Source organism: Rhizobium leguminosarum bv. viciae (assembly GCF_012276115.1).
GTDB classification, from domain to species: domain Bacteria; phylum Pseudomonadota; class Alphaproteobacteria; order Rhizobiales; family Rhizobiaceae; genus Rhizobium; species Rhizobium leguminosarum_T.
The window spans coordinates 221,470-246,038 of record NZ_WIEU01000004.1; the positions used below are offsets into that span (position 1 = coordinate 221,470).

Consider the following 24,569-nt stretch of genomic DNA (forward strand, 5'->3'; position numbering starts at 1 on the left):
AGGAATTATTGAGGTGCAGCCTGTGAAAAGACGTAACGCGGCTGCGCTGCAAGCGTCGACGATCGCAATTTAGGGGCCGAAGGACGGCCAAGAATGGGCGCTGAAGCTCGTGTGAAAAGCGGCGTGCCCGGCGGCTGCGTCCTTTGTGCGTCCGAATGGACGCAGGGCGCTCTATTGGGCCTTACCGCGCGAATGCCGACGCCGCCCCGCTCGTTCTCTTCACGGCGGGGCGTTTAACGGCGGCGTGAGGCGCGGATGCGGGCAGCGGGCTGCCTGGCAGGTCGCTACCACTGAGACCCGGAACTTGCCGCCGACGTTGCGGTCGAAGATCGCCCCGATGTATGCAGTCTTGCCGTTTCGGCAGGCCGCTCTCCAGTCAGTACGAGGCGTCTCCGGCTGTCCCGGCAGCAAGAGCGGCGGGCCGTGCGGAACATGGATGGCGGCCGACGCCTTCAGCCGGCCGCGTGGACGAGTTTCGGCCGATGATCTGGAACCATGATCCCGTCGTACTGTTTAACTGGAAGGCGCGGAAGCGCCGATAACGGGGATGCCGATTGCCGGCCAACCCGGTAACGACGATCGGCCTTTCGGTTCGCCTATGGAGGAACACGACATGCAAACGACCCGATCGAAAGAACTGGCGGAGGAATACCTGCGGCTTGGCGGCAAACGGCTGGCGAAGATCGATGACGATATCGTTAAAATCCGCCACTGGGAGGATGACACGCCGGAGGCCGAGGCCTTCTGGCAGAAGCACATTGAGCCGCTGGATGACAAGCGCCGCGTAGAGGTCGAAACGCACCTTCCCACGATCAACGACAGGTGATCGCGGCGATTTCCCTGGAGCGCATGACATTGACGCACGACAGCGCCGCGCGTCTGAAAAGACGCGGCAGGCTGTCGTGCTCGGATATGTCGCGCCGCTGCGCTTACTGCAGCGTGCGCGTCTGGATCTGCTCGGCGGCGTGAGGCGCGGATGCGGGCAGTGGGCTGCCTTCCAGGCCGGTCGCTACCACAGAGACACGGAACTTGCCGTCGAGGCTGCGGTCGAAGATCGCGCCGACGACGATATCGGCGTCTTCCTGCACTTCGTCACGAATGCGGCTTGCCGCTTCGTCCACTTCGAACAGCGTCATGTCCGAACCACCAGAGATCGAGATCAGCACACCCCTGGCGCCCCGCATCGAGATATCGTCGAGAAGCGGGTTGGCAATCGCCGCCTCCGCCGCCTTCATCGCGCGGCTCTCACCGGAGGCTTCGCCGGTACCCATCATCGCACGGCCCATGCCTGACATGACCGACTTCACGTCGGCGAAATCGAGGTTGATCAGGCCTTCCTTGACGATCAGGTCGGTAATGCAGCCGACGCCCGCATAGAGCACGCGGTCGGCCGTCATGAAGGCATCGGCGAACGTCGTTTTTGCATCAGCGATGCGGAAGAGGTTCTGATTGGGAATGACGATGACCGTATCGGCCGCCTGGCGAAGCGCCTCGATGCCGATTTCCGCCATCCGCATGCGGCGGTTGCCCTCGAAGGTAAAGGGCTTGGTGACGACACCGACCGTCAGGATGCCGGCCGCACGTGCAGCGCGGGCGATGACGGGTGCCGCACCCGTGCCCGTTCCGCCGCCCATGCCGGCGGTGACGAAGCACATGTGCGAGCCGGCCAGGTGATCCATGATCTCATCGAGCGACTCTTCGGCAGCCGCGTGGCCGACCTCAGGCAGCGAACCGGCGCCGAGACCCTCCGTCACATTCGCGCCAAGCTGGATGCGGCGCGTCGCCTTGGAGGTGGCTAGTACCTGAGCATCCGTGTTTGCGGCGACGAATTCGACGCCCGCCAGCTTTTCCGCGATCATATTGTTGATCGCATTGCCACCACCGCCGCCGACGCCGATAACTGTAATATGCGGCCGTAGCCCAGAAATGCCGCCCTTGGCGTCCGTCATCGCGCTCTCCTTTGATGCTTCGTTCATGCCCACCCTCGTTTGCGGACGGCGAATCGGGCGTCAGGATACGCGAGCAACAAGGCAGAGGCGAGGCGAAAGACGTCTCGGGGGCAGCGAACCTTTTCACATGTGACTATCGTTCTCGACAGGAATGCGTCCGCGATCGCCGCTCACCGAAGCGGGGCGATGTGGTCTTCGAGGGTGATCTCTCCGCGATTGGGCTCACGCGGCAATTCGGGGCCGTCGAGCGTCGCCTCGGTCATGCGCGTGTAGGAGCGGGCGGCGGCAGGCGAGAAGCCGAGCTTGCGAAAGCTCTCTTCGAGCTGGTCGCGCGGCGTCGTTTTCACCTTCACCGACTTTCCGACGACCGCGGAGAAAGCCGCGGCGACATCGGCGAAAGCATATCGCCGCGGTCCCTCCACATAGTTGATGCCGACATCACTGACTGAGCCTGCCAGGCGCGCGGCGGCCACCTTACCGAGATCGGCGGGAGAAACCATCGGCAAGATGAAGTCTTCGGGGAAGGCGGTGGTGATCATACCCTTGCGCGCCGGCTCCAGCAGCATATCGAAATTGGTATAATAGTAGGCCGCCCGGTTGACCGCCGCCGGAATGCCGCTTGCCTCTGCCAGGCGCTCGAACTCATACAGCACCGAGAGGTCGCCGACGCCATCGCCTTGCCTGGCGCCATAGGTCGATTGCACCACGAGTTTTTCAAGGCCCGAATCCGTCAGCGCTGCGGCAATGCTTCGTGCAGTCTTCAGCTCTTCGGCGTTCGTATCGGTGCCGGGATGTGCCGGCGGGTTGAGGAGAAAGGCGCGTCGGCCTCTCTGGAAGACAGCCCTCAGTGCCGCGCTGTCCAAGACATCAAGCACCACGGCCTCGACATTGCCACCGTCGACCGCGCTCGCCTTCTGCTCACTATGGACGAGCGCGAATATCTTCTCGCCCGCGGGCCTCAGCGTTTCGATGACACGGGAACCGACATTTCCCGCTGCACCCAGAACGATGTACATGATTTCCACCCGGCAGTTGTTTCGCTGCAAAACGAAGTCTCGGTGCCGATGGTTCCTGTCAGGTGGCGTAAAGCTGTCGTCAGCCGCCTGCCGACACATTTATGGTGGAAGCCGACCGAGCGCATGGCCCCTGGCGCGCCGATTTCGATCACAAGCGGTAACGGGGGTGAACCAAAACCTCAGCGCGGTGTTTACAGACACGCCTCATAACTCCGAAAGGAACGCTTCCAATGCAAAGATTTCTGCTATCGGGCCTTGCCCTTGCAGCACTGGCCGGCACAACCTTCGCCCAGCAGCCGCCGGCTCCGCCATCCGCCGGGACTCCGCCCGCAGCGGCCGAATCCGGCTCGCCTCCTCCTCCGCCGTCTCCGTCCGCTCCTGATGACGATGAGCAGATGACGGACCGGCCGGATGCGCGGCCGGGAGATCGCCCCGATTACCGCTGGCATGGTCGGAGAGGCGACATGGGCTTCCGTGGTTTCCGTGGGCATCGCCTGCCACCGCCGTCCAAGGCAGCGCATTTCCGGATCGAGGATGGGAATACCCGGATCGATCTCAAATGCGCCGAGGACGAACCGATGAAGGCCTGCGCCGATCTCCTGCTCCAGGTTATAGACCGCCTGCAGGGGCAGGACTGATCATCCGCGCCTGAGGCGGGTGCCACACGATGATGCAACCGCCCGCGTCTTCTCGCGGGCGGTTTCAGTGTGACGCGAACGCCGCCTCGCTCTCCGGTCATGTCAGCCTTGTGCCGAGGCTCTGCGGCACCGGTTGCAGATGCTCGGGACAAGCCCGAGCATGACGGAAGAGGGGTTGCCGCGTCCTCACGCCTGTTGTTGGGTGTGCGGCATCCTCCAACGGCCCTCATCCTTGTACGTTGCCGTTGCTGTATAAAGGGGCTGCGCGGCGGGGATGCGTGTCATCCTTGGGTCTTGAACTCGTGCCTCAGCAAGCATCTCCGTCGCCATGTCTTCGCTCGAACGGTTGGTTGGGCTTCGAGCCCGCGTTGCAAGGAGGAGCAGTCATGCATATCCAGCAATCTTTCATGGTCGGCATCGATGTCTCGAAGGCCCATCTCGACGTGGCCGTCGAGGGCAAACGCGCCGTTGTCCGCTTCGACAACAATGCGCCAGGCTGTGCCGCACTCACTGCGGCAGTGGCCGGCGCAGAACTTGTCGTCGTCGAGGCGACCGGCGGTTACGAGATGGCGATCGTCAGAACGCTGATGGCCGCCGGCATTGCCGTCGCCGTCGTCAATCCCCGCCAGGTGCGCGACTTTGCCAGGGCCAGCGGTCGTTTGGCCAAGACCGATCAGGTCGACGCCCGCGTCACTCTCCACTTCGCCAGAGCGATGCGGCCGGCACAGATCCCCCATATCGACGACGGCCGCATCGCGCTTGCTGCGCTTGTCACCCGCCGTCGCCAACTCATCGACATGGCGGTCGCCGAGAAGAACCGCCTCGAGCATGCGCCTGAGGCCATCGCAGCGCTGATTGGCGAGACCCTCGCCGCCCTTAAGGCCCAACTCGCCCGCGTCGATGCCGCCATCGCGCTCGCCATCGAGGCCGAGCCCGACATGGCCGAACGCCGCAATCTGCTGTTGACCGTGCCGGGCATTGGCGAGGTCAGTGCCGCCGTGCTCATCGCCGAACTGCCCGAACTCGGCGCCATCGACGACAAGAAGCTCGCAGCCCTCGTCGGCGTCGCCCCCATCGCTCACGACAGCGGCACATGGCGTGGACAACGCCATATCGCCGGCGGCCGCGCCACCGTCCGATGCGCCCTCTATATGGCTACGCTCTCAGCCATCCGTTGCAACCCGGCCATCAAGACCTTCCACAAAAGGCTGCGCGACGCGGGCAAACCGCCCAAGGTCGCCATCGTCGCCGCCATGCGAAAGCTCATCATCATGATCAACACTATTCTTAAAAGACGAACCCCATGGAACCAGCCCCAACAACACGGTTGCTGAGGTGCCCCGAAGGGGCCTCGAAGGACACGCCGCAACGCTGCTCCCGCATCCGTCCGACGCCGGCCACCGAGAGACAAGGATGTTCGTGCTGTAGCATCGAACGATCGGTGTCGTCGGCTCACCGCGTGACGCGGGCTGCCGATGTTCCCGAGTAGCGGTCGCCGTGGATCTCGATGCCCGAGAAGACCGCATCGATCCCGGCCAGTTCCTCCGATGTGAAGGTGATGTCGGCGGCAGCGATATTCTCCTCCAGCCGGTGCAGCTTGGTGGTGCCGGGAATGGGCATGATCCAGGGCTTGAGCGCCATCAGCCAGGCGATGGCGATCTGGGCCGCGGTGGCGTTTTTGCGGGCGGCGATGGCCTCGATCGCATCGACCACCGGCTGGTTCGCCTTGCGGTTTTCGGCTGAGAGGCGCGGATTGGTGTGGCGGTGGTCGTTGCCGCCTTCGAAACTGGTGTTCTCGTCCATCTTGCCGGCGAGGAAGCCGCGGCCGAGCGGGCTGTAGGGCACGAAGCCGATGCCAAGTTCTTCGACGATGGGCAGGATTTCCCGCTCCGGGTTGCGCCGCCACAGCGAATATTCGCTTTGCAACACGGTGACCGGCTGGACGGCATGGGCGCGGCGGATGGCTTCGACGCCCGCTTCTGACAGGCCGAAATGCAGCACTTTGCCGGCGCCGATCAGATCTTTGACCGTGCTTTCCACCTCTTCGATCGGTACGGCAGGGTCGACCCGATGCTGGTAGAAGATATCGATGCGATCGGTGCGAAGCCGCTTGAGGGCTTCTTCGACGACCACACGGATGCGTTCCGGCCGGCTATCCAGGCCGACTTCCGGCCGGCCATCCCTGAAGCCGAATTTCGTCGCGATCACCACCTCATCACGGATCGGCGCCAGCGCCTCGCCGACGAGTTCCTCGTTGGTGAACGGCCCGTAGGCTTCGGCAGTGTCGAAGAAGGTGACACCCCGGTCGTGGGCCGCCCGCAGGAGCGCGACGGCATCACCACGCTCCATCGCCGGCCCGCGATGGTAGTTCAGCCCCATGCAGCCGAAGCCGACCGCCGAGACGTCAGGGCCTCTTTGGCCGAGTTTGCGCTTGATCATTTCACGTCCTCCTTCCCAGGTTTGATCCCAAGATAGGGCAAAGTCCGGCGGCGATTAGCCGGAGATATCGGCATGAACTTATGAGGTCCGTTCATGAGTTTCCCGGCTCGCTCGGAGAGGACGAACCGGGATCGGGTAAGAGAATCCCGGCAGTGTCTGCCGCTTGAGCCGAAGCTGAGGGTCTTACGTTATGACGCCAGGCGAAACGTGCCGTTGCGCATAGCCTCGATCACCGTGCGCAACGTGTCGTCCCTGTCATGCCCCTCCGTCGAGACCACATGTTGCTCGAACGGGCCAAGTGATGAGAATTGCTGATGGAGCGCCGCAATAGGGCCGGGATCGGTCAGCGTGTCGCCGCCACGCTCCCGGCAGCGCCGGATGGCGACATCGAGCGGCGGACGCAGGACTACGTAGTGGAGGGGTGCCGCGATTTTCCGGAACGGTTCCAGGAACCACGGCCCGACGATGCCGTCCACGACGACGAAGTAGCCGCCGCCGGCATAGCCTGACGCCGCCTTCGTCAACACGTCGACGACAACGATATTCTGTTCATGCGCTTCCGGTAGATAGGGCGGGATCGCGCCGTTCTTGATGAAATGCCAGAAGTCGTCGGAATGAAGGTGGACCTTCGGCGAGCCGGGCTCGCGGGCGAGCGCCTCGGCCGTCGTGGTTTTTCCCGAGCCCGGTGGCCCGGTGAGAATGAGAACTTCGCCCGTGTGATCCATCGCGCGGCATTTTCGCACGAAGCAGCATCGTTTCGCAATTAGCCGATAGGGGGGCGGCAATAGCCCGGCCATGGTCCCTTTCGTTCTAAAGAAGCCGCTGAAACGGCAGCTACTCCGGCAGCCCCGCCATCCTGAGAGCCTCGATATATCGGCTGCGATCGTCCGGTCTTCGGAATGGCGGGAGCACGTCGGCGAGATTGGAAAGCCGGAGGGCGGGGTCCATCAGGCACAGGCGGGCGATCGTTTCGCGGGCTTGCACAAGCCGCCCGGCCATGGCCTGGCTCGCCGCCATCACGCGCATGGCGCTCGGGTAGTTCGGCTGGTGGTGTAGCGATTTTCCTGCCCAGGCGGCAGCATCGTCATAGTGGCCGGCGCAAAAATGCGCGAGACCGATGTTGAACTGCCAGGCAAAGAGGCGCGGATCCAAAGGGCTGAGACGCATGGCAAGTGTAGCGTGTTCAACGGCCTTATCAGGCTCGCCCAGGCAGGCCTTCACCCAGCTGCTGACGCCGAGCGCAGCCGCCAGGTTCGGGTTGAGGAAGAGTGCGCGATCGATGCAGGCCGCACTGTCATCGAGATCGCTGCCGACATAACCGATGACATATCCGCCGTAGGTGAGCGCAACCGCATCGTTCCAGCCGAGTTCGACCGCTCTCCTCGCCAGCCGGGTCGCTTCGGCAGTCTCGTCTGCGGGATTAAGCATCCAGCCATTGCTCTTTCGGGTGGCGTAGCAGCGTGCCGCTCGGGCATGGGCTATGGCGAATTCCGGGTCACGCTCGATCGCCTTCCTGAAAAGCCGCAAGGCCTCGTCGATGACCGATCTGTTGGTGATCGTCCGGTCGAAGGCCGCCAGGCCGCGGAGATAGTAGTCGTAGGCGTCGAGGCTCTCGGTCGGCTTGCGTTTGGCACGCTCGATCTCAGCTTCCTCCACTTTCGGCGTTATGGCGCCGACGATGCTCGAGGCGACCTGATCCTGAAGATCGAAGACATTCGCCAGGGTTCCGTCAAAACGATCGGCCCAAAGATGTGTACCGGTCGATGTATCGATGAGCCGCCCGGCAATGCGCAGGCGGTCACCCGTCCGGCGCACACTCCCTTCGACGACGTAGCGTACGTCCAGCTCACGCCCGACCTGCTTTATGTCGACCGCCTGACCTTTATAGGTGAAGCTCGAATTCCGGGCGATGACGTAGAGGTGGCGGAATTGAGCAAGCGCGATGGTAATGTCCTCGACGATGCCGTCGGCAAAATATTCCTGCTCCGTGTCGCCGCTCAAATTCTGAAATGGCAGGACCGCAACCGATGGCCGGTCGTGATGCTTCGCCGGGGCGGGGAAGAGCTGCGGCTGCGCTCCGACGTCGGCGGCCGGTGCGCTCAGCGGATGTCCGGGTTCCTGCCGCGATTGCAGCGAAGCTGCCAGGGAGGACGTCTGTGCTTCTGGTTCAGCCTGAAGATGCTTCTTCAAGAGCGCCCGGCAGGCTTCGTATTGGCGCAGAGCCGCGTTCTCGTGACCCCTGAGAGCGTGGATCCGCATCAGCGCCCGATGGGCGGCCTCCACGGTCGGGTCCGCAGCGAGCAGCCTTTCGGCCAGTCCTTCGCAGGCCGATTCTTCCGCGGTGCCTGGCTCGGAAAGCGCTTGGCTCAGCCGCTCCACCAGTTGCAGCGCCTTGCGTTGATATGTGCTCCGATACGGGCCGAACCACTCGTCCAATTCGTCCGGAATGGCCTCGCCTGCCAGCACCTCGCCACGGTAGAGATCGGCGGCGAAGGCGAGATCGGCCGTCCGGCCGGCCTCCAGTTTACGGTCGAAGATCGAAATGTCGGTTTCATCAGGACCTGTTATCAGCGCGACGGTCTCCTGATCCCCGTCAATGTAGACGGTGGCATCCCCGCCAGCCGGAAACGATCGCCTGATATCGACCAGCGCCTGGCGCAGGCTGTTGCGGGCCTGCTCATTGCTTCGTCCTGGCCAGAAAGCTTCGGAAAGCAGTTCCCTGCGATGGCCGCGGCGGCCTGCAAGCACCAGGGCAGCAAAAAGAAGTGACGTCTTGCGCGTGGCGAAGCGGATTTGCCGGTGCTCCCGGGACATCACTTCAAGGCCACCCAGCAACCTGATGCGCAAAGATCGTCTCCCAGATTTCGACCGCGACCGCAGAATAGCATTTCGGCAGATAGATTTAACACCGATTTAGCGGCGGCTTGTCGAAGTTTTCCTGGCCGTTCACGCCGAACCGAACAGCCGGAATACGCCCGCGTGTCAGGCTCCCACTTGCAAATCTCACAAATGGGAGACTGAAAATGGCTCACACGGAAACTCACGCCGGCATCAGCGCGCCGAAAGGACAGTTGTTCGGGTTCAGGCCGAACAGCGTAGCAATCATTGTCGCTGCCCTGAGGAGGTGGCAGCGGAGCGTCGCAAGACGGAAGGCATTGGCAGATCTGACGCCCGACCAGCTGAGGGACATCGGCCATCCCCGGGGTGACATCGGCCATCCCCAAATCAATCGACCCGTGCTCGAAATCAAAGCAGGGCTGATGACGAAGTTGATGTCAATGCGATAGTCCGAATGTTCGACTGCGCGGACGCGTCGGCTGCCGGTCGACAAGGCGAGGATCCAAGGTGCAAGCTTGGCGCCAGATTCGATTGGCAGCAGGCAATCGTTGATTCCCGCTCTGTCTGGGCAGGGACCGTTGATCTGGCCACCCTTCGCCATCAGTCGTCAGTTTTTCCGCCGCGGCGATTTCGACTATGATGGGACGCTGGAACGATAGGGATGCACGGCATGATCGATCATATTACCATTGCAGTGAGTGACCTTGAGAAGAGCAAGCTGTTCTATGAACGCGCTCTCGACCCTCTGGGCTATCGCCGTACCTTCGGGAAGGAGGGCGTGTTCTGGGCCTTCGATGTCGGCGGCAGCCTGTTCGAGATCCAGCACACCGACGACAAGCCGCCTCTGACGCGTTTGCACGTTGCCTTCCGGGTTCGGAGCAGGGCGGAGGTCGAGGCGTTTTATCGGGCCGCGCTCGAAGCCGGCGCCCGGGACAACGGCGCGCCCGGCCTGCGGCCGGAATATGAAGAGAACTATTATGCCTGCTTCGTTCTCGATCCCGACGGATACAATATCGAAGCGATGCTCAACGAGCCGGCGCCACAAGGGTGAGCGCAGGGCTCTGCCCAAAGAATGCAATCGAGGGGAGGTGGATATGTCGAGTTTCAGGAATGCCGTTGTCTCTTTGCCCGGCAAGGAGCGCGTGGCGAGCACGCCCTTCGGCGCGAGGATCGTCATCCATGCCACGGCCGCCGAGACCGGCGGCGCGTTCGGGATGTGGGAAACCTTCACGCCGCCGGGTCATGGTCCGGCCCCGCACACGCACACCCGGGAGACGGAAGTCTTTCGGGTCGTTCGCGGTCTCTATCGATTCCAGTGCGGCGACGAGGCGTTCGACACGCCTGTGGGAACCGTCGTCGTTCTGCCGCCACATGTACTGCACAGCTGGCGAAACATAGGCGACGAACCCGGCCAGATGTTCGGCACGGTCACGCCGGGCGGCTGCGAGCAATTGTTCATCGATATCGAGGCTTTTGGTGCCGATACGCCCGAGAAAATCGCGGTAATCGAAGCGCGACTGGGGATCATCAACGACATCACGCTGGCCCTCGGATTGACGGCACCGCAACCGCGCTGATTGGTCCTCAGGGAGTCGAGCGGGTCTGTCTATTGTCGGCGTGATCGCTTTCGCGGCATGGCACTCTCTCAAGAGTCCTGTCGCTTGGAAATATCCGTATGTCCTAACCGCGCTGCGTCCATGTCACCGACGCGCGCATTGGTCTTGAGGAGGCACATTTGATGCTTACGATTGGGTCGATTGTCTGGGGTGTGAGGGATGTTGCGCGCGCCATCGATTCTGGCGCGCGGCCTTGAATTATAAACCTTTGCGAGAGCCGTCGGAAGATTGGGCCATTCTTGTCCCGGTCACGGGCGAAGGACAGCAGATGGCGATCACGATCGTTTCATCCGACCCCACCACCCACCAGCGCCATCATCTCGATCTCTATGCATCCGATCAGCAAGCCGAGGTCGAGCGGCTGTTGTCTCTTGGAGCGCAGCGTGTGGATTGGCGCTATCCCGAAGGCGCGGACTATATCGTTCTGGCTGATCCTGATGGAAACAGGTTCTGCGTCGTTCAGAAGGAGATGGAACAAACCGGCGTCGCCAATCCATCCGCTTGATCCCCGAAGGTGCGGGAAAAGGCGCGCGGCGCTGTAGGGCGTAATGCCGAAGCGATTTTCAGGAAGAACAGCCCCGTCAATGATTGGCGGGGCTTTTTGCTGTCTGGCGGCAGGCGAGTTCAGATGACCTGGCCGCCGGAGACTTCGATGCGCTGGGCGGTGATCCAGCGGTTGTCGTCGCCGAGCAGGCTTGCGATCATCGGGCCGATATCGTCGGGCACGCCGACGCGGCCAAGCGCGATCATGCCGGCGAACTGGCTGTTGAGGTCGGGCATGTCGCGGACGGCGCCGCCGAGGAAATCGGTTTCGATGGCGCCGGGCGCGACGGTGTTGACCGTAATGCCGCGGCTGCCGAGTTCCTTGGCGAGGTAGACGGTGAGGATCTCGATTGCGCCCTTGGCGGCCGAATAGGCGGAGAAGCCGGGATAGGAGACACGGGTGAGGCCGGAGGAAAAGTTGACGATGCGGCCGCCATCGGCAAGCAGCGGCAGCAGCGCCTGGGTGAGGAAGAACACGCCCTTGACATGGACGTCGAACAGCGCGTCGAACTGCGCCTCGGTGGTCTCGGCAAACATTGCCATTTCGCCGTGGCCGGCATTGTTGACGAGGTGGTCGAAGCTATCGCGCCGGAACTTGTCGTGCAGCGCCTTACGGACCTGATCGGCGAAGGCGGGGAAGGTTGCGACATTGCCGACATCGAGCGGCAGGGCGACAGCCTTGCGGCCAATGGCTTCGATTTCGCCGACCACGGCTTCGGCCTCGGCCTTGCCGCTGCGGTAGGTCAGGATGACATCGCCGCCATGGCGGGCGATGCTGACAGCCGCGTTGCGGCCGAGGCCGCGGCTGGCGCCGGTGACGATTGCAATCTTGCTCATTTCGAAATTCCTTCGTGGTGTGTTGGTGCGACGATCGGAAAAGACGGGCGAGGCCCGTTGCCCGAAGCGCCTGACATTTTGCCTATTTCGCCGAATCCTGTACCGGCATGGGAGATTTCAGTCATCGAAGACCTCCTTGCGTTCGGCGATCCGTTGCGATCAGGCGTCTCGTCTCTCTGACGGTGTGACTATCTCAGAGGGAAGGCGGGTGGTGTTGCCGGAATCGCTAGGGATATTGCCTAAACCTCCAATTTCGGCTTAGGGTGGCTCGACTGCAGGAGAGGCCAGGGATGACAGAGACGCTATTGGAAGCCGTTCGCCGTTATACGGAGACCCATGCCGATCTCTCCGGCCTGGCGCGCACGCCGATTCCAGGCCTTGCCACCATCCGCGCGACGATGCCGAGCGACATGCAATATGCGATCTCCAAGCCGCTGGTGGCGCTTGTCGTGCAGGGTGCCAAGCGCGTGACGATGGGCGATGACGTGTTCGATTTCAGCGCCGGAGACTCGCTGCTGATCACGGCCGATGTGCCGACGGTGAGCGAGATCACCGCGGCAAGCATCGGCCGGCCCTATTACTCGCTGGTGCTCGACCTCGACCCGGCACTGATCGCCGAGCTCAGCGTCGAGATGAAGCTCGCCCGGGTGGCGGATGGCGCGCCGGTGCGCGTCGAGCCGACCGATGCGGAAGTGGCGGATGCGGCGCTGCGGCTGATGCGCCTGCTCGACCGCCCGGCCTCGGTGCCGGTGCTGCAGGCGCAGTTGATGCGGGAGATGCATTACTGGCTGCTTGCCGGCCGGCACGGCTCGGCGATCCGCCGGCTCGGCTGGCCGGATGGCCATGTACGGCGCGTGGCGCGGGCGGTGGCAGTGCTGCGCGCCGAGTTCGCCGAGACCGTGCCGGTGGAGAGGCTGGCTGCGGTGGCAGGCATGAGCCCATCCTCCTTCCACCAGCACTTTCGCGCCGTCACCTCGCTCTCGCCCCTGCAATTCCAGAAGCAGCTGCGGCTGATCGAGGCGCGGCGGCTGATGCTTGCCGAAGGTGTCCCAGCCAGCCACGCCGCCTTTGCCGTCGGCTATGAGAGCGTGCCGCAGTTCACCCGGGAATACGGCCGCATGTTCGGCCTGTCGCCGGTCAGGGACATGAAAGCGGCGCGGGACCGGGGGCCGGTGGCGGCTTAGAGCGGCATCCACCAACGGCCCTCATCCTGAGGCGTGCAGCCCGTAGGGCGGAGCCTCGAAGGGCACGCCGCAACGCTGCTCTCTGCATCCATCTGGCGCCGGCGCACACGCCTCGTCCTTCGAAGCCCCTCAGGGTAAGGCTCTCTTGGGCGCTGCCGCTCCTCGGTCCAGTACACCCTCAATCCCGCGCCGTCGGATATTCGATTGCACTCGTGGCGCATTGGCGATGACATGCCAGGCTATCTGGCGAGCGCCAGTATCAATGTGTGCGTCTCAATCATCGGAATGTGCATTGCGGCTGTTATAATCATAGCCCAAACGGCAACCGAGAACATTACCGCCGCAATCCTGATTCCGACTGGCGTCATTATTTTCTCCATCCCAAGTACAGCGTGTCGCTCCTCTGACAATTGTGATGCTAGCAAGGCAGAGGTCGACCCGATATCGCGAGATTTCGGTATATTCAGACGTGCAGCGACACGATCCCTTCGGGGCATCTCAGGATGAGCCTCTCGTGGACGCCGTCGCCCGCCACGCCGCCGGCGGGGTGCCGAAGGTGCGGGAAAAGGCGCGGTTGAAGGCGGCTTCGGTGGCATAGCCGGCGTCGTAGGCGATCGCCGCGATCGGCTGGCCTGAGGTGGCGAGCGCCACGCTTGCGAGATAAAGCCGCCAGTCCCGGATATAGCGGATCGGCGATGTCGAAAGCATCGCCTGGAAGCGTTCGGCCAGCGCGCTGCGCGACATTCCCGATGCCGCGGCCAGTTGCTCCAGCGACCAGTCGCGTTTGGGGTCGTCGTGGATGAGGGAGAGGCAGCGCGACAGCGCCGGATCGGCGAGCGCTGCCAGCCAGCCGATCGCATGCGGCTCGGCCATCATGATCTGGTGCCTCAGGATTTCGATGAAGATAATTTCCGTCAGTCGCGGCAGCATCGAGACGCCGCCGGCCCGTGGCCTGTCGACCTCCTCGACCATCTGGCGGATGGTGGCGCGCAGCCAGTCACCGTCATTGGCGGCCCGCGTTCTGACATGGATAAGGCTCGGCAGGGACTGCCGAAGCGGCGCGAAGCTCAGCCCGTCCCACTGCAGATAGCCGCAGAGAAGACGCACGCCTTGTGTCTCGTCGCCGTAACGCAGCACGGGAATCTCACGCCATGGCTTCTGCGGCAGATCGCGGGTCGGCAGTACCAGCATGCCGTCTCTGCCTGCGCCGAGCTGATGGCCGGTGCCGAAGGGGAAGACCAGTACGTCGCCGGCTTCCAGCTCGCTCTCTTCGCCTTCCGTCTTCAGCCAGCAGCGGCCCTCCACAACGATGTGAAACGGCATCGCGCCCGAGGCCTTGGCCGAAAGGCTGGCGAGCGAGGGCGTGGCATCGGTCTGCCAGTCGCCGGTCGGCATGAAGCAGAACTGCAGCGATCCCGACAGGCGGATCGTCGAGAGCAGCGCCGACAGCACATCGTCACGCGTCACGCCGCCGGCATCGTCTGGATTTTCGGACAAGGCTTCACGCATCCCGGCCAAATACGCGCGTCGCGCGTCCTCCTATCATCGACACGTTCACTGCAACTCGATTGGGAGAATACTATGCAAACTCAATGCGACAAACTGGTCGTGCTCGTGACCAAAGGCATCGAATCCGAACTGTCCTCCGTTGCCTTCACCATTGCCAATGGCGGCATCACCGCCGGGCTGAAGGTCTCGGTATTCCTCACCAGCACCGGGATCGACCTGGTGCGCAAGGGTGGCCAGCGCATGGCGCATGTGCCGCCGCTCGAACCGCTCGCGAGCCTGATCGAGAATTTCCAGCAGCGCGGTGGCACGATCTGGGCCTGCCCGCCCTGCGTGACTTCCCGCGGCTACAACAAGGAAGATTTGCTCGACGGCGTCGTCATCGTCGGCGCCAGCGCCATGCATGCCGAGATCAAGGAAGGTGCTGCGACGCTGTCGTTTTGACCGGGGAAAGCCGGGTTGGGCGGGCGTTGAGGAAAGCGTCTTACACCGGCATCCCGAAACTTTGATGATCTGCGGCATTCTTGCGCTCGGAAATATACTTGTGTGATTGGGTCGATATACATGCGATACTGCATGATGAGGGCGGCGCGGGCTTTCGGGGGCTTCAATGACATGCGTGAAGGTCAATGAACTGCTATCGGTGGCGGGGCAGCCCGACGCCGCAGCCTTTGCCGCTTTCGCCGCAGACGGCTTTGCTGCCGTCATCAATGCCCGGCCTGATGGCGAGGAGCCGGGCCAGCCGGGCAATACGGCGGAAAAAGCTTCCGCCGCGGCCGCCGGGCTTTCCTACAGTTTCGTGCCGGTGAAGGGGTCCGAGATCACCGAGGCCGATATCTTCGCCTTCCAGGCGGCGATGGCGCAAGCGAAGGGACCGGTCGTCGCCCATTGCAAGAGCGGCACGCGGGCGCTGACGCTCCATGCGCTGGGCGAGGTGCTCGACGGGCGAATGAAGCCCGGGGATGTCGAGGCCTTCGGTCAAAACCTCGGCTTCGATCTTGCCGGTGCGCGCAGCTGGCTGGAGAAGCGGGCAGGGCAGGCGCCACATGTGAAGGCCTTCTTCGAGCCCCGCACCTGCAGTGTGCAATATGTGGTTTCCGACCCGGCGACGAAACGCTGTGCCATCATCGACCCGGTGCTCGATTTCGACGAGATGTCGGGGGCGACGAGGACGGCCAATGCCGATGCCATCCTCGCTCATGTCGAAAGCGAAGGGCTGACGGTCGAGTGGATCCTCGACACCCATCCACATGCCGATCATTTCTCCGCCGCGCATTATCTGCATGAAAAGACCGGTGCGCCGACGGCGATCGGCATCCATGTCACCGACGTCCAGACGCTCTGGCAGGAGATCTACAACTGGCCGGAGCTTAAAACCGACGGCTCGCAATGGGACCGGCTGTTTGCCGATGGCGACACGTTCGAGATCGGTGCGCTTAAAGCCCGCGTGATGTTTTCGCCCGGCCATACCCTTGCCTCGGTGACCTATGTAATCGGCGACGCCGCCTTCGTGCACGACACGGTGTTCACGCCGGATTCCGGCACGGCGCGCACGGATTTCCCGGGCGGCAGCGCTGCCGCCCTCTGGCAGTCGATCCAGGCCATCCTGTCGCTGCCCGAGGAGACCCGCCTCTTTTCCGGCCACGATTATCAGCCCGGCGGCCGGCACCCGCGCTGGGAAAGCACGGTGGCGGCGCAGAAGCGCGCCAATCCGCATATATCAGGCATCGACGAGGCCGGCTTCGTGGCGCTGCGCCAGGCGCGCGACCGCACGCTGCCGAAGCCGAAGCTTATGCTGCACGCGCTGCAGGTGAATATCCGCGGCGGGCGGCTGCCCGAGCCGGAGGGGAATGGCCGGCGGTATCTGAAGATACCGCTGGATGCGTTGTGAGGGTAGGCGTGGACGTGGCAACTGCCGCATCGTTCAAAGCGCGCTTTCCACATCGGTCCTGACGAAGTCATCCCCCGCAAATAGCAGCCGGCACGCATGTTCCCGAGCCACCTCATAGGCGAAGCAGTCGCCGAAGTTCAGGCTGGCGGGATGGGCGCCTTTGCCCCAGGTGCGGTAGGCTTCGGCGATGCGGCGGGCGGAGGCAGGGGTGACGGCGACGATTTCGAAGCCGAGGCCGTCGATCAGTTGTTCCATTTCATCGCCGACGTTGCGACGGGCCGAGACGATCAGGGCTTCGGCGACCGTGCCGGCGGAGATCAGGAGATCGTCGTCGGCTTCGAGGACGGCAATCAGGGCATCGGCTTGTGGTTCGCCAAGCACGATCGCCATCAGGGCGGAGGTGTCGACGGCGATCATTCGGGCAGGCCGTCATCGCTATAGAGGAAATCCTGGCTGCGTGCGGCCGGCGGCCCGTCGGCGGCTTTGGCAATGGCGGAGGCCCGCACCGCTTCCATGAGCGTCCGGCGGGATTTCCGATCGGGCGCTACCCTCACCGGAACCAGCTTCACGGCGGCATGACCGTGCCGGGTGAGGATGACCTCGTCCCCGGCTTCGGCGCGCCGGACCAGTTCGGTCAATTGTCCCTTGGCATCCGTCACAGACACTCGCATCGTTCGCACTCTCCAGGACCAGTGCAGACCAGTTTCTTCTGGAAAATTAGACCATTCTCTGGACCATAGCAACGGATATCTTCGCAGGTCACGGACGGCGCGGGGATAGTTCGCGCAGCGAACGGCGGCATGAAGCTATGTACGCGATATATTTATCCGCTGGCGGCATGGCGCCTTCGGAATAATCATTGACGGCACATGGGCGGGCGACGTAACTGGGCGCGACGGTTCCCTGAAGATGACTCCAAGGGGATTAATAGGGAACACGGTGAGGACGACCCAGTAGGGACCGAGACCGTGGCTGCCCCCGCAACTGTAAGCGGATTGTCGATCATCTCAGGAGTGGCCAGCGACTGGCCATCTCTGAAGGGCTTATAGCCCTGCCACTGCGAGATATCGCGGGAAGGAGGATGAAACGACGGATATCCGCAAGCCAGGAGACCTGCCGTCAATCACGATCCAATCAACCGGGCGGGGATGCCCGGACAAGGAACAGATATGATTGACCTGCTGAACCTTCGCCGAATTCCGGCATGCATCCGTCTCGATTGGGCCTTCTGCGGCTAGGGCACGCCAAAGCGTGCTTTCGGTCCGCGCATATGCGCGGAACGGCCGTGATTTTTCCCTTCATCGAGGTTTTCCATGCGCCAAATTCTCGCCACCATGACATTTGCCTTCGGGCTCGCCGGCCTTGCGCCACCAAGCCTTGCCGCGACCCGATATCCCTTGACCATCACCAATTGCGGCCAGCAGGTGACCTTCGAAAAGGCGCCATCCAAAGTCGTTTCGATCGGCCAGGGCATGACCGAAGTGCTCTTCTCGCTCGGCCTTGCCGACAAGATCGCCGGAACGGGCGTCTGGGTCGGTCCCGTCCTGCCACAATATGCCGAGGCCAACAGCAAGATCAAACGGCTTGCCGACAATGATCCGAGCTTCGAATCTGTCGTCGGGCAGGAGCCCGACCTGGTGACGGCCGAGTTCGAATGGCATGTCGGCGCACAGGGCTCGGTCGGCAAGCGCGAGCAGTTCAAGGATCTCGGGGTCAATACCTATCTCGCGCCGGCCGATTGCGTCGCCAAGGTCAACACCGATGGCGGCGACGGCGTGCGTGGGGAACTGTTCACGATGGAGCTGATCTACCGAGAGATCGCTGAGCTCTCGGAGATCTTCGACGTGAAGGAACGCGGCGATGCGCTGATTTCGGAACTGAAGAAACGCGAGGCGGATGCCGTCGCTTCGATATCGGGCGCCTCGGGCGAGAAGCTGTCCGTCGTCTTCTGGTTCTCCAGCAAGGAGGTCAATGGCGACGCTTTCATCGCCGGCAAAAACAGCGCGCCGGCCTATATTCTGAAGACGATCGGCGCGAAGAACGTCGTCACGACGGAAGAGGAATGGCCGCTGGTCGGTTGGGAAACCATCGCCCAGGCGAACCCTGCCGTGATCGTGCTGGCGACCATGGATCGCCGCCGTTACGCCGCTGACGATCCCAAGGTCAAGGTCGATTTCCTCGAGAACGATCCTGTGACCAAGGAACTGGACGCGGTCAAAAACAAGCACTTCGTAATGATGGATGCGCAGTCGATGAACCCGACGATCCGCACGATCGACGGTATCGAGACATTGGCGAACGGCATCAAGTCCTTCGGCCTGGCGCAGTGAAGGCAGTGTCGGTCCGGCAACAGGGATGGTGGGCTCTTTCGGCGCTCACCACGGCCGCGCTTCTCATGCTCGGGCTGATGATCAGTCTCGCCGTTTCGATCGGCGAGATCGCCATCCCGCTTGCGACGACGGCGGAGGCGGTTTCGAACCGCCTGTTCGGAACGGATTTCGAGCTCAGCCGCATCCACCAGGGCATCGTCTGGGATTATCGCCTGAGCCGCGCGCTCGTCGCTGCCAGCGCCGGCGCGTCGCTCTCGCTCTCAGGCGCGATCCTCCAGGCGCTGCTGCGCAATCCGTTGGCCGAACCCTACGTGCTCGGCATCTCCGCCGGCGCCTCGACGGGCGCGGTCTGCGTGATGATCCTCGGCTTCGGCTACGGCGCGCTCGGCCTGTCGAGCGGCGCCTTCATCGGTGCGGTCATTGCCTTTCTGCTGGTCGGCATCCTGGCGACGGGTACGGGGGGAACCGGCGAGCGCATCATCCTGTGCGGCGTCGCCGGTTCGCAGCTCTTCAATGCGATGACCTCCTACATCGTGACGACATCGGCGAATGCCGAGCAGGCGCGCGGCATCCTGTTCTGGCTGCTGGGTTCGCTCAGCGGCGTGCGCTGGCCCGATGTCTATCTGTCGGTGCCAATCGCTCTTGCCGGCTTCGTCATCTCAATGGCTCATGTGCGGGCGCTCGACGCCTTCGCCTTCGGCACGGATGCCGCCGCCTCGCTCGGCAATGCCGTACGCCGCGTCCAGATCGTGCTGTTCGCCATGACGGCGGCGATGACGGCAAGCGTCGTCAGCATGGTGGGTTCGATCGGCTTCGTCGGCCTCGTCATCCCCCATGCCGCCCGCTTCCTCGTCGGACCGGCGCATAGGCGGCTGCTGCCGGCAACGGCGCTCGGCGGCGCGATTTACATGGTCGGCGCCGATATCATTTCGCGCATCATCATCCCGCAGCAGATCCTGCCGATCGGGGTCGTCACCGCGCTCTTCGGCGCACCGGCCTTCGCCGTCATCCTCTATCGCGTGCGGGGGAAGGCATGAGCATCAGCATCGACGAGGTGAGCTTTGCCGCCGGTAATATCGTTATCGTCAACGGCGTCAGCCTGACGGTGGAAAAGGGCAAGGTGCTCGGTCTGCTCGGACCGAACGGTTCCGGCAAATCGAGTCTTCTCAGATTGATCTGCCGGCTGCGCAGGGTTCGCAGCGGCATCATCCGGCTGGGTGAGGACGACATTTCCTCGCTGCCGCGCGCAGCCCTTGCGCGTCGCGTCGCCTTCGTCGAGCAGCAGTCGACGACCGATACGCAATTGACCGTGCGCGACGTCGCGCGGCTCGGCCGCACGCCGCATCGCGGGCTGCTGTCGTCCTGGGGTGCCGGAGACGACGCCGCCGTCGACGAGGCCCTGTCGCGGGTGGGCATGCAGGAGAGGGCGGGCCAACTCTGGCAGACGCTGTCGGGCGGCGAGCGTCAGCGCGTCCATATTGCCAAATCGCTGGCGCAGGCGCCGAGCGAACTGCTACTCGACGAGCCGACCAACCATCTCGATATCCAGCATCAGCTCGACATTCTCTCGCTGATCTCGAAGCTCGGCATCACCTGCATCGTCGCGCTGCACGATCTTAATCTGGCGGCGATGTTCTGCGACAAGCTGGCGGTGCTTCAGAAAGGCGAGATCGTCGCCTCCGGCGCGCCCGAGGTTGTGCTGACCGAGGATATGATCGGCCGGGTCTTCGGCGTTCGCGCCCATGTCCAGAAATCGGCCGTGCACGGCCGGCATCATATCCAGTACGTCATGGATTGATGGATGGTCGGGAATTTCGATCTCAAGGAGGAGATCCGGGATTGTTGTTGGTCGAAACGGTCGGAGACCTTCGACCTCGCTTTCGGCCATAGGATCGCCAGGGGTCACGAGACCGGCGCTGTCTTGGACCCCTTTCTCTTCATGCATGCCATCCTGCCAAAACCGCTGGGGAGTCTCGAAGGTCCAAGAGAGCCTCATCCTGAGACGCCCGAAGGGCCTCGAAGGGCGAGGCGGGTGCGCCCGCCTTGGATTAGCAGCGCAAGGAGCAGCGCTGCAGCGTGTCCTTCGAGGCTTCGCCCTGCGGGCTGCGCGCCTCAGGATAAGGGGCGTTGGAGGTTGCCGCGCCCGGGCGCCGGGGGTGCCGCGGGTTTGCTCTTGCTGTTCCAGCGCCGCAGTCCCTGCCGTTGCCAATACGCCAAAGTCCAAGAGCCTCATCCCATAGAGGCTTGTCGTCATATCCGCCAACCGCTATCTGGTGTTGACTCAAGGCGGACCCGCCGAAAACGACAAGGCCTTTCATGATTCCCGATTTTCTCGTCACCCATTCCGGTGGCTTTCATGCCGATGAATTGCTGTCGAGCGTCATCCTGACCCGGCTTTTCCCGCAGGCTCGTATCGTTCGCAGCCGCGCGCCGGAGTGGATCACGCCGGGCGAAGACCGGATCATCTATGATGTCGGCGGATCCTATGACCCTGCTGCCGGAATATTCGATCACCACCAGCGCGGCGCTCCGTTGCGCGACGATGGCCAGCCCTACAGCTCGTTCGGGCTGATCTGGAAGCATTACGGCCGCGATTATCTCACAGCCTCCGACCTTCCCGAAGCACATGTCGAGGCGATGCATGGCTCTTTCGACGGCGGCTTCGTGCTGCCGGTCGATCTGACTGATAATGGCGCGCTCAGCCCATCCGGGCCGCTGGCGGGGTTGACGCTGCCGGCTCTGCTGGAAACCCTGAAACCGGTTTTCGACGAAGCGGACCCCGAGGCCGATGATCGCGCCTTCCACGCGGCCCTTGCCATTGCCCGCAGTTTCGTCGAGGCCAGGATCGCTCAGAGTGCCGCAAAATTGCGAGCCGAGGCGATCGTGCATCGGGCAATCGAGGCTGCGGGGCAGGGGCGTGTTCTGGAATTGCCGAGGGGCATGCCCTTCCGTCCCGCCATCGTCAAGGCGGGCGCCGATCAGCTGTTGTTCGTCGTCCATCCGCGCGAAAAGGATTGGTGCGTGACCGGCATCCGCCGCGCCGAGGAAGGGTTCGAGCTCCGGGCCGACCTTCCGGCGGCCTGGGCCGGGCTCACCAATGGTGCGCTGGAGGCGGTTTGCGGCATCGAGGGCGCAAGCTTCTGCCACAACGGCCGCTTCATCGCCGCCGCCAGGACGCGGGAGGCCGCTCTCGCCATGGCCGAACTGGCGGTAAAGGAGGCGCTTTCGATCGGGGCACAGTCAAATGGCGGCCGCTGAGGTCGCATTGAATGTCATCAGTCCGACATTGAATGATATTTCCTCAGCTTCGCCTTCTGCGCGAATCTGCGGGCGCCCTACGGTGCGAGATCGACATGGTGGGCGCCGTGCGGCAGCTGCACGCGGCCGAGCCGCGTAAGCGCCGGCCGGCCGCCTTTTTCGACCCGGAAAACTTCGAGCCCCGAGCCGGCCTCGGGCCTCGCCCCATCATGGCCCTGAAACACGGTGGCGAGGAAGTGGTCTCCTGTCCGATCGAAGGCGCCGCCTTCCGGCAGTGCCCCTTCGAAGGGATAGTCTGCGAGCCTGGAGATGGCGCCGGTTGCCGGATCGAAGCTCAGAAGCGTGACGCTGGCGTCGCGGTGGAAGCGGGCGGAGCCCGGCGGGAAGGCGGTGCCGCGCATGTTGACGGTGGCGACGAGCTGGCCGTCCGGGCTGATGGCGATGCCCTCGGAGGAGAGGTCGGTCTCGGCACCGCCGAGGAGATCGTGGCGCGCCGATTGCTGTGGTGTCGCGGGATCGGCGAGCCTGATGACGCTGATCGTCGACCGTGTCTGCGGAATACGGTCCTCCAAGTTCTTGGCGGCGAAGTTCCGGCCCCAGTTGGCGGTGAGATAATGGCGCCCGTCGGGTGTGAAACGGCCGACGAAGGGATCGGCGCCAACCTCCACGACATTGCCCCATGGGCGCAGAATGGGCGCGTCGTTGGCTCCGGTGACCTCGAAGAAGGCGACCCGGTTTTGCGTATTGATATTGACTGCCAGGAAGCGGCCTGAGGGATGCCAGTGGACGTTGGTCGCGGTCACGCCGCCGCGCGGGGCCGGCTCCGATCCTCTCACCCCGAGGTCGGCGAGGTCGAACCGGGCGAGGCGGCTGAAGCGGCCATCGCGATAGGCGACGATCTGGACGAAGCTCGCCTCCGGCGTGTTGGAAACGACGGCGAGGCTCTCTCCATCAGGGCTGAGGGACAGGGCCTCGGGGAAGGCTTCGATCTCCACCGTGTCGGAGAGGCGGAGTGCCGCGCCGTCCGAAAGGTCGACCGCGAAGAGCCGCCGGCCCGGCGGCAGGTCGCTGATCCTGTTGCCGCCCTTTGGACGTTCGCCCAGCCTTTCCGCGACGAAGGCGGTTTGCCCGTCTTCGCTGAGGGCTAGGATTTCAGGCGCCGAGGTCACCGAATTGGAGACCGGTATCGAACCGGTGACAATCTTGTCCCCGGCTTGCGACATGATCGTCAGCAGATCGCGATAGCCGGCATTTCGTGGCGCAAGCTCGGCGGTGCCGTAGGTCCGGGCGAGAAAATCACCGTCGGAGATGACGGCGATCCGGCTCGCCGAGATGCGGCCGAGAATCTCGGACGCGGCCTGCGCGCCTTCGGCGGCCTGCGTGCTCTGGGGCGCGGCGAGGCTAAAGGTGATGGCGAGAGTCGCGGCGGTGAGGACTGGTCCGTTCATGATCCTGCTCCCTTGTTGGCGGTCCTTTGAAAATGCCGCCGATGCTGATAATTTTCCAATCGTAATCCTGTCGCCTGTGATAGGTATTTCGCATCGGGAGGCTGTCCTGGACATCCGCACGCTCGCCTGTTTCGTGGCCGTTGCTGAAGACCTGCATTTCCGCCGCGCGGCGGAACGGATGAACCTGACCCAGCCGGCGCTCAGCCAACGGATCCGGGTGCTGGAAGGCGAGGTCGGGACCGATCTCTTCGAGCGCGACCGCCGCGGCGTGGCGCTGACGCCGGCGGGCGCTGCCTTCCTCGGCCCGGCCCGCGAGGCGGTGCTGCATGCCGGGATGGCGAAGGCCGAAGCCCTGCGGGCGGTGCGCGGCGAGGTCGGGCGCCTGCGGCTCGGCTTCACACCGATCGCCTTTTACGGCGTCCTGCCGGAGGCGGTGCAGGCGTTTCGTGCCCGCTACGCGCAAGTCGATGTCGATCTCATCGAGATGAGTTCGCCTTTGCTGGAAGCCGCCCTTGCATCGGGCGACATCGACCTCGGCGTGCTGCATCCACCTCTTTCGCGGGATCTGATCATCCACTCCCTGCCGGACGAGCCGTTCGTGCTGGCGCTTCCGGCGACGCACCGGCTGGCGAAGCAGCCGGTCATCCGCGTCGCCGATCTTGCCGGTGAGCCCTTGTTGCTTGCGCCGCGGGCGATCGGTCCCAGCATATACGACCGTGTGATCGCCCTTTTCAGGGGCGAGGGCATCAGCCCCCGGATCGTCCAGGAGGTGACGCCGATGACGACGCTGGTTGGCCTCGTTGCGGCCGGAACCGGTCTCGGCTTCGTCACCTCGGGCATCGCGAAAGCCGCCCGGCCGGGCGTCGCCTACCGCCCCGTCCTGCCGCCGCCGCCATCCCTGCCGATCGCCGCCGCATGGCGCCCGCCGGCATTGTCGGCGAGCGGCGAGCGCTTCCTGGAGATTGTGAGAGGGTTGGTTGTGGAAGGAGCCGCATCCGGGGGAGGCCGATCCTGAGATGCTCGGGCCAAAGGCTGGAGCCTCGAAGGCCCAGGAGAGCCTCATGCCGAGATGCGCA

At 63.7% G+C, this 24,569-nt stretch carries 26 protein-coding genes and 1 riboswitch; of the genes, 15 read left to right on the plus strand and 11 right to left on the minus strand.

The features are described from left to right. Positions 1 to 613 precede the first annotated feature (613 nt). Positions 614 to 826 carry a hypothetical protein gene (locus tag GFM02_RS09495; RefSeq protein ID WP_246792158.1) on the plus strand — a complete coding sequence of 71 codons (213 nt, stop codon included), beginning with the start codon at positions 614 to 616 and terminating at the stop codon, positions 824 to 826. A 103-nt stretch (positions 827 to 929) separates the two neighbouring features. On the opposite strand, the gene ftsZ is transcribed toward GFM02_RS09495, so the two are convergent. Beyond that, complete coding sequence (gene ftsZ, locus GFM02_RS09500) at positions 930 to 1,949, minus strand: cell division protein FtsZ (protein ID WP_003540976.1); 1,020 nt, start codon at positions 1,947 to 1,949, stop codon at positions 930 to 932. Positions 1,950 to 2,119: 170 nt separating this feature from the next. Continuing rightward, on the minus strand, positions 2,120 to 2,965 hold the full coding sequence (locus GFM02_RS09505) for an NmrA family NAD(P)-binding protein (protein WP_168321514.1): 846 nt from the start codon (positions 2,963 to 2,965) through the stop codon (positions 2,120 to 2,122). 230 nt (positions 2,966 to 3,195) lie between these two features. Here GFM02_RS09505 and GFM02_RS09510 point away from each other — a divergent pair, with 230 nt between their 5' ends. Beyond that, positions 3,196 to 3,603, plus strand: a complete 408-nt coding sequence (locus GFM02_RS09510; RefSeq protein ID WP_168321515.1) for a hypothetical protein — start codon at positions 3,196 to 3,198, stop codon at positions 3,601 to 3,603. Positions 3,604 to 3,989: 386 nt separating this feature from the next. Then, entirely contained in the window at positions 3,990 to 4,937 is a 948-nt protein-coding gene (locus tag GFM02_RS09515; RefSeq protein ID WP_168321516.1) for an IS110 family transposase, read from the plus strand. 118 nt (positions 4,938 to 5,055) lie between these two features. Here GFM02_RS09515 and GFM02_RS09520 read toward each other — a convergent pair whose 3' ends face one another. The 3 genes from GFM02_RS09520 to GFM02_RS09530 all read right to left on the minus strand — a co-directional run bounded on the left by GFM02_RS09520 (position 5,056) and on the right by GFM02_RS09530 (position 8,889). Continuing rightward, the gene (locus tag GFM02_RS09520) at positions 5,056 to 6,042 is read right to left on the minus strand and encodes an aldo/keto reductase (RefSeq protein ID WP_168321517.1); all 987 of its coding nucleotides are present in this window, start codon (positions 6,040 to 6,042) and stop codon (positions 5,056 to 5,058) included. Positions 6,043 to 6,230: 188 nt separating this feature from the next. Next, positions 6,231 to 6,767, minus strand: a complete 537-nt coding sequence (locus GFM02_RS09525) for an ATP-binding protein (RefSeq protein ID WP_168321518.1) — start codon at positions 6,765 to 6,767, stop codon at positions 6,231 to 6,233. A 109-nt stretch (positions 6,768 to 6,876) separates the two neighbouring features. After that, positions 6,877 to 8,889, minus strand: coding sequence for a BTAD domain-containing putative transcriptional regulator (locus GFM02_RS09530; RefSeq protein WP_168321519.1), 2,013 nt, complete (start codon positions 8,887 to 8,889; stop codon positions 6,877 to 6,879). Between the two features lie 176 nt (positions 8,890 to 9,065). On the opposite strand from GFM02_RS09530, the gene GFM02_RS09535 reads away from it, so the two are divergent. From GFM02_RS09535 to GFM02_RS09550, 4 genes are all read left to right on the plus strand, one after another. Further along, a complete protein-coding gene (locus GFM02_RS09535) occupies positions 9,066 to 9,329 on the plus strand; it encodes a DUF1127 domain-containing protein (RefSeq protein ID WP_168271282.1) in 264 nt (87 codons plus the stop codon). A 221-nt stretch (positions 9,330 to 9,550) separates the two neighbouring features. Further along, positions 9,551 to 9,931 carry a VOC family protein gene (locus GFM02_RS09540; RefSeq protein ID WP_168271366.1) on the plus strand — a complete coding sequence of 127 codons (381 nt, stop codon included), beginning with the start codon at positions 9,551 to 9,553 and terminating at the stop codon, positions 9,929 to 9,931. Positions 9,932 to 9,974: 43 nt separating this feature from the next. Further along, on the plus strand, positions 9,975 to 10,457 hold the full coding sequence (locus GFM02_RS09545; RefSeq protein ID WP_205930246.1) for a cupin domain-containing protein: 483 nt from the start codon (positions 9,975 to 9,977) through the stop codon (positions 10,455 to 10,457). Positions 10,458 to 10,704: 247 nt separating this feature from the next. Continuing rightward, entirely contained in the window at positions 10,705 to 11,001 is a 297-nt protein-coding gene (locus tag GFM02_RS09550) for a VOC family protein (protein WP_246792180.1), read from the plus strand. A 119-nt stretch (positions 11,002 to 11,120) separates the two neighbouring features. On the opposite strand, the gene GFM02_RS09555 is transcribed toward GFM02_RS09550, so the two are convergent. Then, positions 11,121 to 11,876 (minus strand): SDR family NAD(P)-dependent oxidoreductase, encoded by a 756-nt coding sequence (locus GFM02_RS09555; RefSeq protein ID WP_168321521.1) that lies wholly within the window; start codon positions 11,874 to 11,876, stop codon positions 11,121 to 11,123. Next, positions 11,873 to 12,001: a hypothetical protein gene (locus GFM02_RS35445; RefSeq protein WP_281411266.1), complete on the minus strand. Its 129-nt coding sequence runs from the start codon at positions 11,999 to 12,001 to the stop codon at positions 11,873 to 11,875. The genes GFM02_RS09555 and GFM02_RS35445 overlap by 4 nt, the downstream gene beginning before the upstream one ends. Before the next feature lie 165 nt (positions 12,002 to 12,166). Between GFM02_RS35445 and GFM02_RS09560 the strand changes: the two genes are divergently transcribed. Continuing rightward, positions 12,167 to 13,060 (plus strand): AraC family transcriptional regulator, encoded by an 894-nt coding sequence (locus GFM02_RS09560; protein WP_168321522.1) that lies wholly within the window; start codon positions 12,167 to 12,169, stop codon positions 13,058 to 13,060. Positions 13,061 to 13,558: 498 nt separating this feature from the next. Here the strand turns inward: GFM02_RS09560 and GFM02_RS09565 are convergent, their stop codons facing one another. Continuing rightward, a complete protein-coding gene (locus GFM02_RS09565; protein ID WP_168321677.1) occupies positions 13,559 to 14,569 on the minus strand; it encodes an AraC family transcriptional regulator in 1,011 nt (336 codons plus the stop codon). A gap of 72 nt (positions 14,570 to 14,641) precedes the next feature. On the opposite strand from GFM02_RS09565, the gene GFM02_RS09570 reads away from it, so the two are divergent. Both GFM02_RS09570 and blh read left to right on the plus strand, forming a co-directional pair. Next, positions 14,642 to 15,010, plus strand: a complete 369-nt coding sequence (locus GFM02_RS09570) for a DsrE family protein (RefSeq protein ID WP_168321523.1) — start codon at positions 14,642 to 14,644, stop codon at positions 15,008 to 15,010. Between the two features lie 166 nt (positions 15,011 to 15,176). Next, entirely contained in the window at positions 15,177 to 16,457 is a 1,281-nt protein-coding gene (gene blh, locus GFM02_RS09575; protein ID WP_168321524.1) for a bifunctional sulfur transferase/dioxygenase Blh, read from the plus strand. Between the two features lie 33 nt (positions 16,458 to 16,490). Here blh and GFM02_RS09580 read toward each other — a convergent pair whose 3' ends face one another. Together GFM02_RS09580 and GFM02_RS09585 are read right to left on the minus strand one after the other, a co-directional pair. Continuing rightward, entirely contained in the window at positions 16,491 to 16,874 is a 384-nt protein-coding gene (locus tag GFM02_RS09580; protein ID WP_168271278.1) for a type II toxin-antitoxin system VapC family toxin, read from the minus strand. Further along, positions 16,871 to 17,128, minus strand: coding sequence for a type II toxin-antitoxin system Phd/YefM family antitoxin (locus GFM02_RS09585; RefSeq protein WP_168321525.1), 258 nt, complete (start codon positions 17,126 to 17,128; stop codon positions 16,871 to 16,873). Before GFM02_RS09585 ends, GFM02_RS09580 begins: the two co-directional genes overlap by 4 nt. A 208-nt stretch (positions 17,129 to 17,336) precedes the next feature. Further along, a riboswitch (cobalamin riboswitch) is annotated at positions 17,337 to 17,592 on the plus strand. A 178-nt stretch (positions 17,593 to 17,770) separates the two neighbouring features. On the opposite strand from GFM02_RS09585, the gene GFM02_RS09590 reads away from it, so the two are divergent. From GFM02_RS09590 to GFM02_RS09605, 4 genes are all read left to right on the plus strand, one after another. Then, positions 17,771 to 18,787, plus strand: a complete 1,017-nt coding sequence (locus tag GFM02_RS09590) for an ABC transporter substrate-binding protein (protein ID WP_168271277.1) — start codon at positions 17,771 to 17,773, stop codon at positions 18,785 to 18,787. Continuing rightward, positions 18,784 to 19,824 (plus strand): iron chelate uptake ABC transporter family permease subunit, encoded by a 1,041-nt coding sequence (locus GFM02_RS09595; protein WP_168321526.1) that lies wholly within the window; start codon positions 18,784 to 18,786, stop codon positions 19,822 to 19,824. Before GFM02_RS09590 ends, GFM02_RS09595 begins: the two co-directional genes overlap by 4 nt. Beyond that, positions 19,821 to 20,585, plus strand: coding sequence for an ABC transporter ATP-binding protein (locus GFM02_RS09600; RefSeq protein ID WP_168321527.1), 765 nt, complete (start codon positions 19,821 to 19,823; stop codon positions 20,583 to 20,585). The genes GFM02_RS09595 and GFM02_RS09600 overlap by 4 nt, the downstream gene beginning before the upstream one ends. Before the next feature lie 518 nt (positions 20,586 to 21,103). Continuing rightward, on the plus strand, positions 21,104 to 22,045 hold the full coding sequence (locus GFM02_RS09605) for an MYG1 family protein (RefSeq protein WP_168321528.1): 942 nt from the start codon (positions 21,104 to 21,106) through the stop codon (positions 22,043 to 22,045). A 77-nt stretch (positions 22,046 to 22,122) separates the two neighbouring features. On the opposite strand, the gene GFM02_RS09610 is transcribed toward GFM02_RS09605, so the two are convergent. Then, positions 22,123 to 23,493 carry a lactonase family protein gene (locus GFM02_RS09610; protein ID WP_168321529.1) on the minus strand — a complete coding sequence of 457 codons (1,371 nt, stop codon included), beginning with the start codon at positions 23,491 to 23,493 and terminating at the stop codon, positions 22,123 to 22,125. Positions 23,494 to 23,569: 76 nt separating this feature from the next. Here GFM02_RS09610 and GFM02_RS09615 point away from each other — a divergent pair, with 76 nt between their 5' ends. Next, positions 23,570 to 24,508 (plus strand): LysR family transcriptional regulator, encoded by a 939-nt coding sequence (locus tag GFM02_RS09615; protein WP_348643961.1) that lies wholly within the window; start codon positions 23,570 to 23,572, stop codon positions 24,506 to 24,508. Positions 24,509 to 24,569 lie beyond the last annotated feature (61 nt).

Excerpts from the sequence above, each read along its gene's own strand:
- GFM02_RS09495 (WP_246792158.1), top strand. The coding sequence starts at position 614 with ATGCAAACGACCCGATCGAAAGAACTGGCGGAGGAATACCTGCGGCTT.
- ftsZ (WP_003540976.1), bottom strand. The coding sequence starts at position 1,949 with ATGACGGACGCCAAGGGCGGCATTTCTGGGCTACGGCCGCATATTACA.
- GFM02_RS09505 (WP_168321514.1), bottom strand. The coding sequence starts at position 2,965 with ATGTACATCGTTCTGGGTGCAGCGGGAAATGTCGGTTCCCGTGTCATC.
- GFM02_RS09510 (WP_168321515.1), top strand. The coding sequence starts at position 3,196 with ATGCAAAGATTTCTGCTATCGGGCCTTGCCCTTGCAGCACTGGCCGGC.
- GFM02_RS09515 (WP_168321516.1), top strand. The coding sequence starts at position 3,990 with ATGCATATCCAGCAATCTTTCATGGTCGGCATCGATGTCTCGAAGGCC.
- GFM02_RS09520 (WP_168321517.1), bottom strand. The coding sequence starts at position 6,042 with ATGATCAAGCGCAAACTCGGCCAAAGAGGCCCTGACGTCTCGGCGGTC.
- GFM02_RS09525 (WP_168321518.1), bottom strand. The coding sequence starts at position 6,767 with ATGGATCACACGGGCGAAGTTCTCATTCTCACCGGGCCACCGGGCTCG.
- GFM02_RS09535 (WP_168271282.1), top strand. The coding sequence starts at position 9,066 with ATGGCTCACACGGAAACTCACGCCGGCATCAGCGCGCCGAAAGGACAG.
- GFM02_RS09540 (WP_168271366.1), top strand. The coding sequence starts at position 9,551 with ATGATCGATCATATTACCATTGCAGTGAGTGACCTTGAGAAGAGCAAG.
- GFM02_RS09545 (WP_205930246.1), top strand. The coding sequence starts at position 9,975 with ATGTCGAGTTTCAGGAATGCCGTTGTCTCTTTGCCCGGCAAGGAGCGC.
- GFM02_RS09555 (WP_168321521.1), bottom strand. The coding sequence starts at position 11,876 with ATGAGCAAGATTGCAATCGTCACCGGCGCCAGCCGCGGCCTCGGCCGC.
- GFM02_RS35445 (WP_281411266.1), bottom strand. The coding sequence starts at position 12,001 with ATGACTGAAATCTCCCATGCCGGTACAGGATTCGGCGAAATAGGCAAA.
- GFM02_RS09560 (WP_168321522.1), top strand. The coding sequence starts at position 12,167 with ATGACAGAGACGCTATTGGAAGCCGTTCGCCGTTATACGGAGACCCAT.
- GFM02_RS09565 (WP_168321677.1), bottom strand. The coding sequence starts at position 14,569 with ATGCGTGAAGCCTTGTCCGAAAATCCAGACGATGCCGGCGGCGTGACG.
- GFM02_RS09570 (WP_168321523.1), top strand. The coding sequence starts at position 14,642 with ATGCAAACTCAATGCGACAAACTGGTCGTGCTCGTGACCAAAGGCATC.
- blh (WP_168321524.1), top strand. The coding sequence starts at position 15,177 with ATGACATGCGTGAAGGTCAATGAACTGCTATCGGTGGCGGGGCAGCCC.
- GFM02_RS09580 (WP_168271278.1), bottom strand. The coding sequence starts at position 16,874 with ATGATCGCCGTCGACACCTCCGCCCTGATGGCGATCGTGCTTGGCGAA.
- GFM02_RS09585 (WP_168321525.1), bottom strand. The coding sequence starts at position 17,128 with ATGCGAGTGTCTGTGACGGATGCCAAGGGACAATTGACCGAACTGGTC.
- GFM02_RS09590 (WP_168271277.1), top strand. The coding sequence starts at position 17,771 with ATGCGCCAAATTCTCGCCACCATGACATTTGCCTTCGGGCTCGCCGGC.
- GFM02_RS09600 (WP_168321527.1), top strand. The coding sequence starts at position 19,821 with ATGAGCATCAGCATCGACGAGGTGAGCTTTGCCGCCGGTAATATCGTT.
- GFM02_RS09605 (WP_168321528.1), top strand. The coding sequence starts at position 21,104 with ATGATTCCCGATTTTCTCGTCACCCATTCCGGTGGCTTTCATGCCGAT.
- GFM02_RS09610 (WP_168321529.1), bottom strand. The coding sequence starts at position 23,493 with ATGAACGGACCAGTCCTCACCGCCGCGACTCTCGCCATCACCTTTAGC.